Origin of the sequence: Dysgonomonas sp. GY75 (genome assembly GCF_015234155.1) — a bacterium.
Taxonomy (GTDB): domain Bacteria; phylum Bacteroidota; class Bacteroidia; order Bacteroidales; family Dysgonomonadaceae; genus Dysgonomonas; species Dysgonomonas gadei.
This window is the reverse complement of sequence record NZ_JADCLQ010000012.1, coordinates 37110-49740: the sequence shown is the minus strand read 5'-3', so window position 1 is coordinate 49740 and position 12631 is coordinate 37110. Positions and strand designations below refer to the sequence as shown.

General features: G+C 41.8%; 11 protein-coding genes. 8 read left to right on the top strand and 3 right to left on the bottom strand.

Translation table 11 applies throughout. The annotated features are described in order from the left end of the window. Nucleotides 1-376 precede the first annotated feature (376 nt). Nucleotides 377-1684, top strand: a complete 1308-nt coding sequence (locus IR083_RS05535; protein WP_194223573.1) for a Na+/H+ antiporter NhaC family protein — start codon at nucleotides 377-379, stop codon at nucleotides 1682-1684. 21 nt (nucleotides 1685-1705) lie between these two features. Here the strand turns inward: IR083_RS05535 and IR083_RS05530 are convergent, their stop codons facing one another. After that, entirely contained in the window at nucleotides 1706-2470 is a 765-nt protein-coding gene (locus IR083_RS05530; protein WP_006798387.1) for a DeoR/GlpR family DNA-binding transcription regulator, read from the bottom strand. 296 nt (nucleotides 2471-2766) lie between these two features. Here IR083_RS05530 and IR083_RS05525 point away from each other — a divergent pair, with 296 nt between their 5' ends. From IR083_RS05525 to IR083_RS05510, 4 genes are all read left to right on the top strand, one after another. Further along, nucleotides 2767-4356: a glycerol-3-phosphate dehydrogenase/oxidase gene (locus tag IR083_RS05525; protein ID WP_194223572.1), complete on the top strand. Its 1590-nt coding sequence runs from the start codon at nucleotides 2767-2769 to the stop codon at nucleotides 4354-4356. 127 nt (nucleotides 4357-4483) lie between these two features. Then, on the top strand, nucleotides 4484-5971 hold the full coding sequence (glpK, locus tag IR083_RS05520) for a glycerol kinase GlpK (protein ID WP_194223571.1): 1488 nt from the start codon (nucleotides 4484-4486) through the stop codon (nucleotides 5969-5971). A gap of 152 nt (nucleotides 5972-6123) precedes the next feature. Then, on the top strand, nucleotides 6124-6822 hold the full coding sequence (locus IR083_RS05515; RefSeq protein WP_006798384.1) for an MIP/aquaporin family protein: 699 nt from the start codon (nucleotides 6124-6126) through the stop codon (nucleotides 6820-6822). A gap of 143 nt (nucleotides 6823-6965) precedes the next feature. After that, nucleotides 6966-7724 (top strand): hypothetical protein, encoded by a 759-nt coding sequence (locus IR083_RS05510; protein WP_194223570.1) that lies wholly within the window; start codon nucleotides 6966-6968, stop codon nucleotides 7722-7724. 100 nt (nucleotides 7725-7824) lie between these two features. Here IR083_RS05510 and IR083_RS05505 read toward each other — a convergent pair whose 3' ends face one another. Beyond that, on the bottom strand, nucleotides 7825-8967 hold the full coding sequence (locus IR083_RS05505) for an aldose epimerase family protein (RefSeq protein WP_194223569.1): 1143 nt from the start codon (nucleotides 8965-8967) through the stop codon (nucleotides 7825-7827). A 9-nt stretch (nucleotides 8968-8976) separates the two neighbouring features. Continuing rightward, nucleotides 8977-9972: a glycoside hydrolase family 43 protein gene (locus tag IR083_RS05500; RefSeq protein WP_194223568.1), complete on the bottom strand. Its 996-nt coding sequence runs from the start codon at nucleotides 9970-9972 to the stop codon at nucleotides 8977-8979. 181 nt (nucleotides 9973-10153) lie between these two features. Here IR083_RS05500 and IR083_RS05495 point away from each other — a divergent pair, with 181 nt between their 5' ends. The 3 genes from IR083_RS05495 to IR083_RS05485 are packed head-to-tail and all read left to right on the top strand — an operon-like array spanning nucleotide 10154 to nucleotide 12630. Further along, the gene (locus IR083_RS05495; protein WP_006798380.1) at nucleotides 10154-11134 is read left to right on the top strand and encodes a polyprenyl synthetase family protein; all 981 of its coding nucleotides are present in this window, start codon (nucleotides 10154-10156) and stop codon (nucleotides 11132-11134) included. A gap of 25 nt (nucleotides 11135-11159) precedes the next feature. Further along, a complete protein-coding gene (locus IR083_RS05490; RefSeq protein ID WP_006798379.1) occupies nucleotides 11160-11867 on the top strand; it encodes a hypothetical protein in 708 nt (235 codons plus the stop codon). Beyond that, a complete protein-coding gene (locus tag IR083_RS05485; RefSeq protein ID WP_194223567.1) occupies nucleotides 11854-12630 on the top strand; it encodes a TatD family hydrolase in 777 nt (258 codons plus the stop codon). Before IR083_RS05490 ends, IR083_RS05485 begins: the two co-directional genes overlap by 14 nt. Nucleotide 12631: the final 1 nt, after the last annotated feature.

The window sequence follows — 12631 nt, the reverse complement described above, 5'->3', positions numbered from 1 at the left end:
GTACGAGATACAAGTTGTTGGCTGTTGACTGTAAATAGTGTTCTTTGTGTAAATCTCTGTGCCCCTTGTGGTAAAGAGTTTTTAACCACTAAGTACACGAAGGAAATCACAAAGGACACAAAGGCTAAAAGACTGTTACCTTTGTTACCTTTTAACTAAACGTAGTTAATGGATGCAAAATGCACGCAATGAAAATATTGAAGAATGTGTCAGATGTGTCAGTTTTTAACAAAATATAGTTAATAAATGCAAATGTATCGATGAGCCAGGTTTTACGTCTTAATGTTTCCATGTGAGAATACTGTTAATTGCTGACTGCTGACCGTTAACTGAAAAAAGCTATCTTTGCATCCGGTTATTAAAAAAGATTGAATAAATGAATCAAGATAAAAAGTGGTATCACTCAAAAGGCTGGGCATTGATGCCGTTGGCAGTGTTTTTCCTGCTGTATGTCCTCACCTTTATTTTCACAGGAGACCTTTATCAGATGCCTGTTTCGGTAGCCTTTATGACAGCATCGATGGTTGCGGTCTTATATTCGAAAGGAGGAAAGCTGGCAAACCGCATCACCCAGTTTTGCCGTGGTGCAGCCAACGAAACCATTATGCTGATGGTTGTTATCTTTATTCTGGCAGGAGCATTTGCCGGTACAGCCAAAGCAATGGGGGCGGTGGATGCTACGGTGAATATGCTTCTCTATCTCTTGCCGGAGCAATCTATATTGGCAAGTGTATTTATTGCAGCTTGTTTCATATCCATGTCTATGGGTACATCTACCGGAACTATTGCCGCTTTAGCGCCTATTGCAGTAGGAGTCTCGTCTCAGGCAGGACTCGATTTACCAATGATGTTGGGTGTTGTAGTTGGCGGGGCTATGTTCGGAGACAATCTCTCCTTTATATCGGATACTACGATTGTGGCTACACGTACGCAGGGATGCCAGATGCAGGATAAATTCAAGGTGAATATCCGTATTGTATTTCCTGTTGTCATACTGGTACTCCTGCTTTATATCTATCAGGGGCTGGAACTGACAGGCGGAGCATCTGTTTCGGCGGAGCAGGTAGAATGGGTGAAAGTGTTGCCTTATCTGGCTGTATTGATTACAGCTTTGGTAGGAGTTAATGTGATGGTCGTACTGGCTTTGGGGATTATCCTATCGGGTGTAATCGGACTTATCACAGGCGGCTTTGGTGTCTGGGACTGGACTGCGGCCATGAGTCAGGGTATCGTTGTGGATATGGGAGAGCTGATTATTGTATCGTTGATGGCAGGAGGTATGTTTGAACTGATACGCTTCAATGGTGGAGTCGACTGGCTGATAGGCAAGATGACACGCAATATACGGTCGAAGCGTTCCGCTGAATTTTCTATTGCCGGACTTATTTCGTTAACCAATCTTTGCACGGCGAATAATACCATCGCCCTGATTATAAGCGGGCCGATAGCAAAAAATATCAGCGATAAATTCGATTTGGACAATCGGAAGATCGCCAGCCTGCTGGATACTTTCTCTTGTTTTGTCCAGGGTTTGATACCTTACGGGGCGCAATTGCTTATAGCTGCGGGATTGGCTAATGTAAGTCCTATGCAGATTGTGCCTTATTTGTATTATCCTTTGCTGATAGGGCTTGCTGCAATAGCATCGATCATATTCCGCTATCCGAGGAAATATACCGGGTAATGCTGAATGGTCTGAATATCCTTATACAAGGGTAACTTCTATATCGCGTTCGCGGAGCATATCTATGATATGAGCAGGCGCGTTGGTATCTGTAATAATATGGTGTATCTTGTTCAGATCGCATATTTTGCAGAAGCCTCGTTTGCCGAACTTTGAAGAGTCGGTCAGTATAATAATCTTTTGCGCTGCGTCTATCATTTGCTGGTTTATGCGGGCTTCGCTCATGTCGCTGGTAGTCAGTCCGTAATCGAGGTCAATGCCGTCCACGCCAAGGAATAGCTTGTTGCAAGACAGGCTTTCCAGTATATTTTCGGCATAGTGGCCAATGACCGAAACAGAGTTCTTTCTCATATTGCCGCCCAGTTGCACTATCTCGATATTCGGGTTGTAGCAAAGGGTCAGAGATACTTTTACCGAAGATGTGATAACGGTGATATTATGATCCACGTTAATCTCATTTGCGAAAGTGAGCAGGGTAGTACCGGAAGCTATGATTATTTTATCGTTAGGTTCAAGCAGGCTATTGGCGGCTTTGGCAATTCTGGTCTTTTCCTCCATCTGCATCTTCTCTTTCACATCTATATGTTTATCCGTGATGATAGAACTCAGGCTGCTGGCACTACCATGATTACGATAAAGCATTTTTTTGCTTTCGAGATATTTTAAATCTTTACGAATTGTAACTTCCGAAACTTCTAACTTCTCACTGAGTTCCTGGACCTTTACGTATCCGTCCTGCTTTAACTGTTCCAGTATGAATTTGTGTCGTTTAGCTATATTTCCCATATCTCAAATTGAAAATTACAATTACTAACTACAAAGATATAAAAACTTTAAGAATTGAACGCTTTAAAAATCCTGAAAGATATTGGTTTCGTTTTATATTTCATTCGATAAAATTGAGATGTGTAATGTGCGAAAAGTATTGTTTGATTTGAAGTTTTGGATTATATTTTGTTTCGAAATATTGTGTTTGGTTTTGAATTTGATGTAAAATATTAATATTTGATATAAAAAAGTTTCGAATTTGTTTGTTTGTTTAAAATACATGTTTATCTTTGTGTATATTAAAGCTAAAAGTTATGAATCGATATAATCATATAAAGCAAATAGCAGACAGATCTATAGTCTGGGATTTTGTTGTTGTCGGTGGCGGTGCTACCGGGCTTGGTGCGGCAATCGACGCTGCTTCCCGTGGGTTCAAGGTCGCCTTGGTAGAGCAGGCTGACTTTACGAAAGCCACATCCAGCCGCAGTACAAAACTGGTACACGGAGGTGTGCGCTATCTGGCGCAAGGCGATGTGAGTCTGGTTATAGAAGCTTTGCGCGAAAGGGGATTGATGAAGAAGAACGCCCCGCATCTGGTGAAAGATCAACGGTTTATTATAGGAAATTATAAGTGGTGGGAAAAGCCATTTTACACAATCGGATTAACTATTTATGATATACTGGCCGGAAAGCGCGGATTGGGCCGTTCCTTGCCGATGAGTAAGAAATCTGTGGTCAAGGAAATACCTCAAATAGCAACTAACGGGCTAAGAGGCGGGGTTGTGTATCATGATGGCCAGTTCGATGACTCCCGTATGGGGATTAACCTCTTGCAAACTGCCGCAGAGCAGGGAGCTACTGTTGTAAATTATGTAAAAGTTTCGAATTTGATTAAAAACGAAACCGGAAAGATTGCGGGAGTGAAAGTATATGACGAATTAGGAAAACAAGAATATACCCTTCAGGCGAAAGTAGTAATAAACGCGACCGGAATATTCGTCGATGACCTGATGAAGATGGATGCTCCGGAAAAAGACAACATTGTACGTCCCAGCCAGGGAGTACATCTTGTTGTAGATAAGTCGTTTTTGGGAGGTGATACCGCAATTATGATACCGAAGACCAGCGACGGACGGGTGATGTTTGGTGTGCCGTGGCATGGAAAAGTAGTTCTGGGTACTACCGATACCCCGTTGAAAGAGTTCGTGCTTGAGCCGCAGGCACTGGAGGAAGAGATCGAATTTATACTTAAAACGGCAAGTCAATATCTGGCAAAACAACCGAAACGTGAAGACGTACTTTCGGTATTTGCGGGATTAAGGCCACTGGCGGCACCCAAAAAAGGAACTGATGGACAGAAAACAAAGGAAATATCGCGCAGTCATAAAATAGTTATATCAGATAGCGGGCTTATTACCATCACCGGCGGGAAGTGGACAACATATCGCGATATGGCCGAAGATGTGGTAAACAGAGCCTTGCCAATCGGAAGCCTGCCCTGGAAAGAGTGTGTGACACGCGACCTGAAAATACACGGATATAAAGAAAATGTCGACAGGTCGGATTTCAGTTATGTATATGGCAGCGATTACGAGAAGATACAGAAGCTACAGCAAGAGAGACCCGAACTGGCAAGGAAGCTCCATCCGCGTTTCGACTATACGGGGGCGGAAGTTGTATGGGCTGTCAGGGTGGAAATGGCTATAACAGTCGAAGATGTTTTATCCCGAAGGTTACGGGCCACATTTCTGGATGCACGTGCAGCCATCGATATTGCTCCGGAGGTAGCTTCTATAATGGCAAAAGAAACAGGAAAGGATTTAGAATGGGAGAAAGCACAGGTGCAGGAGTTTACAGAACTGGCACAACATTATCTGCTCGTTCCGTATAATCCCGATAAATAAGTAAAAAAAGTATTTAATGTAATATTTTTAGTCATAACTAACTATTGCTGTTGCAGATATAAAAGCAATAAATAGGTCTGAGACCTTAAAAAAGACACATTTTTTTAACCTAATCAATATCAACCACATGGAAAAGTATATCTTATCATTCGATGCAGGAACTACAAGTTCAAGAGCTATAGTCTTTGACCATAAGGGAGAAATATGCTCTGTTGCACAAAAGGAATTTCCGCAGATATTTCCACAAAGCGGATGGGTAGAACACAACCCGCATGAAATCTGGGCTTCGCAGGCTGCCGTTGCTGCCGAAGCAATTACGAAAATCGGTATTAACGGGACTAATATTGCCGCGATAGGTATCACCAATCAGCGTGAAACAACCATTGTCTGGGATAGAGAGACTGGCGATCCGGTCTATAATGCGATTGTCTGGCAGGACAGAAGGACATCCGAATATTGCGATAAACTGAAAAACGAAGGGCTTCTACCGTATATTAAAGATAAGACGGGATTGATTGTAGATGCGTATTTCAGCGCAACAAAAGTGAAATGGATACTGGATAATGTGGAAGGCGCCAGAGCAAAAGCCGAGAATGGCCAGCTTGTATTCGGCACTGTAGATACATGGATTGTCTGGCAACTGACCAGAGGAGAAGTGCATGCCACCGATGTATCCAATGCTTCACGCACTATGTTGTATAATATCCATACGCTGGAATGGGATGATGATTTGTTGAAGTTGTTTAATATCCCCAAAAGTATGATGCCGAAAGTATGTGCATCGAGTGAAGTTTACGGACATACCAAGACTACAATCTTCGCATCTAAAGTACCGATTGCAGGCATTGCGGGAGACCAGCAGGCTGCATTGTTCGGGCAGATGTGCGTGGATACCGGTATGGTAAAGAATACATACGGCACAGGCTGTTTTATCCTGATGAATACCGGAGAGAAACCTGTTGTGTCGAAAAATAACCTGGTAACTACTATCGGATGGCAAATCGGCGGAAAAACGACTTACGCGCTTGAAGGAAGTATATTTGTGGGAGGTGCTATCGTTCAGTGGTTGCGTGACGGTCTAAAAGTTATTAATTCCTCTTCCGAAATAGAACAACTGGCGATGCAGGTACCTGACAACGGTGATGTATATTTTGTCCCTGCTCTGACTGGCCTTGGAGCTCCGTACTGGGATCAGTATGCACGCGGAACGATTGTCGGAATATCGAGGGGTACAACTGCTGCTCATATTGCACGTGCAGCTCTCGAAGGTATTGCTTACCAGACTATGGACGTTATCAATGCCATGATTCTGGATGCAGGCCTGGGATTGAAAGAGCTGAGAGTGGACGGAGGTGCTGCGAAAAATGATTTATTGATGCAATTCCAGGCGAATGTACTCGGGCAAACGGTAATTCGTCCGCAGACAACGGAAACAACAGCTTTAGGAGCGGCTTATCTGGCAGGATTGGCTGTCGGCTTCTGGGAAAATATCGAAGAAGTGAAGAAGCAATGGCATGTAGATTCCCGTTTCGAAGCCGATCCGAAAGTGGATATGCATCTGGCTAAGAGAAAATGGTCTGAAGCGATATACCGTGCGCAATCGTGGGTGAAGTAGGTTGCTGAACATATCTTGATAACACAACACTAATTAGTCGTTATTTTAAATCGGGCCATGATGAAGGATTCGTCCCGGATTCTTCGTTCGGCTCGGGGAGCTGGCAAGCTAAAATAATACAGAACTAAATTAACCTTTTAATAATTAAGACCATGGGACAAGATATTTTATTCGAATTCATTGGCACAGCCATACTTATACTTTTTGGAGCAGGCGTATGTGCAAACGTCTCTTTAAAGAAAACATTGGGTAATAGCGCCGGATGGGTAGTTATCGCCTTCGGTTGGGGATTCGCCGTATTTGTGGGTGCCTTCATTTCAGCTCCGTTTTCGGGTGCTCACCTCAATCCTGCCGTAACAATAGGTCTGGCTATTGCAGGCAGCTTCAAAGGCAGTATTATCGGCTATATTATAGCCCAGATGTTAGGCGCTATACTTGGCGCATGTATCGTCTATCTTATGTACAAACCACACTTCGATGAGGAAGAAAATCCGAATGCAAAGCTGGGGGTATTCTGTACGGGGCCGGCTATAAAAAACTGGTTCTCTAATTTCTTCAGTGAAGTTGTCGGTACATTCGTTCTTGTGTTTGGCATTCTTTACGCTGCCGGAGCGGAAATAGCAGGACCATTGCCTGTTGCCATCCTTATTGTAGCCATCGGTATGTCGTTAGGTGGAACAACGGGTTATGCAATCAATCCCGCCCGTGATCTTGGCCCCCGGATTGCCCATTTTATATTACCGATAAAAGGTAAGAGGGACAGTAACTGGGGATATGCGTGGCTACCAGTTGTGGCGCCGATATGTGGCGGATCGCTCGCCGCTTTATTGTATATTGCTCTCGCCGCTTAAATAATTAGAAGGGGCATTCTGAAAATATCTCATTAATCATATTATTGTAGCAATATAACTATGTCTTTTCAGGCATAGAGTGGGAGTCGTATTGCTTTATTCTCGGGTTATGCCTCATTTTATAACCTTTCAAATAGTTAATTATGAAATACTTTAAACTAACAATTCTCGCATTATCCCTTTGCTTATTGCCGTCGTTATCTCTGCTTGCTCAGGATGAAGAGAAGTATACCCCGGTAGATTTTTCCCTGCAGTTGAAGAATATGCATCTTTGGAGAGGATTGCAGGTGACCAATACCGCTTTAGGAGCTGTTGATTTACATCTTAAGGATAAGAGCAACAGTTTTGCTGTAGGACTGTGGGGTGGTGCCGGCTTTACGGGTGATTATAAAGAATTCGACTATTATATGTCTTATTCCAAGAGTGGGTTTACTGTTGCGTTGTGGGATATCTATAACTTCTCGAAAGATGCGACATATAACAACAGGCAGGTGTTTAATTACAGTGCGCGGGATACGGGGCATTTTATCGATATCTCGATAGCATACCGTTTTCAGGGAAGTTTCCCTCTGAATATTAGCTGGGCTACGGTTATTTTCGGGCGCGACAGAGGAGTTTTGAACGAGAAGAACCTTTATTCAACATATGTATCTATGGATTACCCCGTTCTCAGGGGAGGTATGGTAGATGTGGATCTGGGTGTTGCCGGGGCATTTGCACTGAATCCGGAGGACGGTACCGATGCGCATTTTTATGCAAAAGATGCGGGGATTGTAAATATTAATGTTACAGCATCGAAGAAGTTAAAGTTTGGAAACTACACGCTGCCCGTGTCGGTGATGGGTATGTTTAATCCTGCTAATAATGAAGCGAATCTGCAGATTGCATTAGATATATTTTAGCCACTCCTTTTTAATTAAACGTAAGTTTGTGTGTTAAAGAAAGAAGCAGTCCGGATATCCGGACTGCTTCTCATTGTTTCATAACTTCTAAGATGAAAGCTTATTTCTTTACAGAGAATTTGAATATTGTTTCGCTCTGATATTTTTCTCCCGGACGAAGCGTAGTTGTAGGCCAGTCTTTTTTGTTAGGAGTATCAGGATATTTCTGAGTTTCGAGACATACGGCTGTACGGTGTTGGTAAACAATACCTTTTTTGCCCTTGTCGGTTCCTTGCATGAAGTTACCTGCATAGAATTGCATTCCCGGTTCGGTAGTATATACGTCTAATACGATACCGGTCTTAGGGGATTCCAATGTAGCGGCAACTTTGTTGATATCACCACCTGTATTCAATACCCAGTTGTGATCGTATCCTTTACCGTTTACCAGTTGAGTGAAAGTAGCATCGTCGATTCTTGCACCAACGGCAGTCGGTGTACGGAAATCCATTGGTGTACCTTCTACTGTAAGTATTTCACCTGTAGTCATGAACGTAGAATCAATAGGAGTATATTGATCTGCATGCAATGTCAGCAACCAGTCTGTGTTTTTAGAAGTAGGATCGCCGTCCATGTTGAAATATGAATGGTTAGTCAGATTCACGACAGTAGGTTTATCTGTTTCAGCTTCATATTTTATCTGAAGTGCGTTGTCGTCGCCAAGAATGTAGGTTACTTTCACATTCAGGTTGCCAGGGAAGCCTTCTTCTCCGTCTTTCGACAGATAGGTTAGTTCCAATATATTGTCGGCTGCAAGTTTAGCGTCGAAAATTACGGTGTGGAATCCTTTGTCACCACCATGTAAAGTGTGCCCGAAGTTATTCTTTGGTAAGTCATATTTTACATCATCAATTTGGAATGTACCATTTCCGATACGGTTACCATAACGTCCGATGATAGCACCATAGTTAGATGGTATATTGATGTAGTCCTGAATAGAGTCGAATCCCAATACAACATCTTTTTTGTTCCCGTCTTTATCCGGAACCATAATAGAAACAATACGGCCTCCGAGATTTGTTATACAAACTTCCATTCCTCCGGGATTTGTAAGTACGTACAAATCTGTTTTCTTTCCATTGACTTCCGTTTCAAAATTCTTCTTATCCAAGCCTGATTCCGTAAGCTTTCCTACAGGGGCTTTTTCATTACATCCTACAAAAAGCAGGCTAGCAGCGATTGCTGCAAAAAACATTTTCTTCATAATTAAAGTTTATTTTAATGGATTACTTTTCACACCTTCATTTGTCATTTTCACCGGCTTGATATGTCCGTTTTCATCGAAGAACATTTCGTCTATACATGTTTCTCTGTCGTCACGGTGTTTTTCAGTAAGCGGGCGACGATGATATACCATATACCATTTATCGGACTTCGGTTCGTGGATAATGGAATTGTGTCCGGCTCCTGTGGCTATATTCGGGTCTTGTTCGAGAATTGTGCCAATGCGCTCGAACGGACCGAACGGACTGTCGGAAATAGCATAAGCCACCTTATAGTCAGGTCCTCCCCATCCGCCTTCCGACCACAAGAAGTAATATTTGCCGTCTTTGATGAACATGAACGGGCCTTCTACGTATTTGTCTGGGGTCACTTCCTTAAACATTGTACCATCTTCTAACGGAACAATAGCTGTGAAATCATCGTTCAATTTAGCGACATTGCAATGTCTCCATCCTCCGTAATATATGTAATAGCTACCGTCTTTGTCTTTGAATACAAACTGGTCGATAGGTTGCGCCCCATTGTAGAACTTGTCGATAAGCGGTTTGCCGATATGGTCTTTGAACGGACCTTCCGGTTTGTCGGCAACAGCAACTCCTATACCTCCGTATTCGTCATCGTTCTGGATATCGTTTCCTGCAAAGAAAAGGAAGTACTTGTTATCCTTTTTTACAATGGCAGGCGCCCACATGGCACGTTTAATCCATTTCACGGAAGCGGTATCTATTATACGTTCATGCTTAGTCCAGTTCACCAGGTCGGGTGAAGAAAAAGCATCCATAAATACCTGGTCTTCATAAAGAGCCGAGTATGTAGGATAAACCCAGTATTTATCGTCGAAGATGATACCTTCGGGGTCGGCATACCGTCCTTCAAAAATCGGATTGCCAGCCGTTTCTTTAACATTTTGTCCGGGTTGTTTATTCTGGCTGCATGCCTGAATAATAAATAAGCTTGAAATAAGTAGTAAATAGTAGTTTTTCATGAAAAAAATCACTTTTTTGTTAATGACCCATAAAAATAGGAATAATTTCAAATTAAAATGTTCTATTTTAGAATATTTTGATTTTTGTTGTTAATAAACTATCTTTGCTAGAGTGCACCAATAAAAGAAAGGTTCTCCGTCTCATAGAATATTAATTGTAATTGTAAATAACTACTGATCAATGAAGAAGTCTCTATATAACTTCGATGAGGTTTTAGATATTGTAAATACTCGAATCACTCAGATAAACTATAAGAATAAACCACAGTCACTTTTCGATCCTATAACCTATATACTTTCTCTGGGTGGCAAACGGGTTCGCCCTGCCTTGGCCCTTATGTCATATAATTTATATAAAGAGGATGTGGAGAGGGTTATCCCTATCGCGCTGGCTATAGAGGTGTTCCACAATTTTACACTTTTACATGACGACCTCATGGACAGGGCTGATATGCGTAGAGGTAAACCGACCGTTCATATTAGATGGAATGATAATACGGCCGTGCTTTCGGGTGATGCAATGCTTATTGAGGCATATAAGGAAATTGCTAAAACAGACTCGGAGCAATTACCCCGTGTATTGGATTTATTTTCTGAAACTGCAACAGAAATATGCTGTGGGCAACAATATGATATGGAGTTTGAACAACGGCTGGATGTTACAATCCCTGAATATCTGGAAATGATACGATTGAAGACAGCAGTATTGTTAGGCTGTGCCTTAAAGGAAGGGGCTATTGTGGCAGGTGCTCCGGATGCAGATGCTGATAATCTGTATGAATTCGGGATAAATGTAGGCCTGGGATTTCAGTTGAAGGACGATTTACTTGATGTATACGGCGATAGCGAAAGCTTCGGGAAGAAGATAGGCGGTGATATACTATGTAATAAGAAAACATTTCTGTTGATTACTGCATTAGCCGATCCATTGACTAGAAACGAATTGCTGACATGGATAGATAAAACGGACTTTGAGCAAAATAAAAAAATTGAGGCGGTAACTAAGATATACGATAAACTTGATCTGAAAACGAAGTCAGAAAAGCTTATCAGTGATTATTATGAGAAAGCAATGGGTTGTCTGGATAAAGTCAGTATAATTGATGAAAGAAAGACTGAATTGCTTAAACTAGCGAAAAATCTGACATCCCGGATATCCTAAATTCTAAACATTAACCCTTATTATTATGCCGTATCGTCGTTTGCCCAATACAGATAATGCACGAATAAAGGCGTTGAAAGCAGCAATAGAAAAACATAATTCCCTTTTCGGACAAGGTGTCATATCTCTTGATATCCGCAAAATGGAATTAATGCTGCGTAACTTTGAAAATGCGCAGCTTCGTTATCGAGATAGTCTTGAGACACAGGCTGCATCGAATAGGAAATTTCAGAAACTGGTGAAGAACGCCAGGCTCTATATATCGCATTTTATACAGGTTATGAATTTGTGTGTTATCCGTAACGAAATAAAAAAGGAGCAGAAGCAACTTTATAATATCGATCCGGATAATTTTACGGTACCCGATTTAACGAGTAATGATGCATTGCTGTACTGGGGAGATAGCCTTATGAAGGGAGAGCAAGCCCGGCTGGGGCAGGGGGGAGCACCTATCTACAATCCTACTATTGCGAGGGTAAACGTAGCCTTTTCGCAATTTAAGGATGCCTATTTTAATCAGAAAACATATCAGAATACGACCGCCCGCCAGTTGGATATACTTAGTGAACAAAGGAAAGATATAGATAATGTCTTGTCTACGTTATGGAACCAGATTGAGTCGGCCTTTGCAAATCTTCCCGCTAAAGAACGTTTGGAAAGATGTAAAGAATACGGAGTTGTGTATTATCTGAGAAAAGACGAAAAAGAGAAAGAAGATCGTGAAAATAATTGATACGCATTCACATATTTATTCCGAAGAATTTGATAATGATATCGAAGAAGTGATTCTGAGAGCAAAACAAGCGGGTGTGGAAACGATCCTGCTTCCGAATATTGATGTGGATTCAATAGGGCGTTTGCATAATATAGCCGGCAAATATACAGATTATTGCATTCCGATGATGGGACTGCATCCTACAAGTGTAGGTGAGGATTGGCTTTCTCAATTAGAAATTATTAAACAGCAATTTTCGAAACGTTCCTATATCGCTATTGGTGAAATAGGGCTGGATCTCTATTGGGATAAGACATATGAAAAAGAACAGAGACAGGTCTTTGAAGAGCAGCTTCGCTGGAGTATAGCGTATGATTTACCGGTAGCAATACATTCACGTGATGCTATATTGGAGTGTGTAGAATGTATTAAGAATGTAGGCCCTGAAAAGTTAAGAGGGGTATTCCATAGTTTTGGTGGAAGTGAGAACGAACTGGCTGAAATACTTAGGTTAGAAAACTTTTTATTGGGAATCAACGGAGTTGTTACATTTAAGAATTCTACACTGTCAACTGTTCTGAAGCAGGTCGATTTATCTAAAATAATCATTGAGACTGATTCTCCTTATCTCGCTCCTGTACCTTATCGTGGCAAGCGAAACGAATCTTCGTATACGATAAAGGTTGTTGAAAAACTGGCTGAAATATTTGGCCTTAGTTTAAACGAAGTAGGAGAAATAACAACAGAAAATGCAATAAAGCTGTTCGGATTGAAAAAATAAT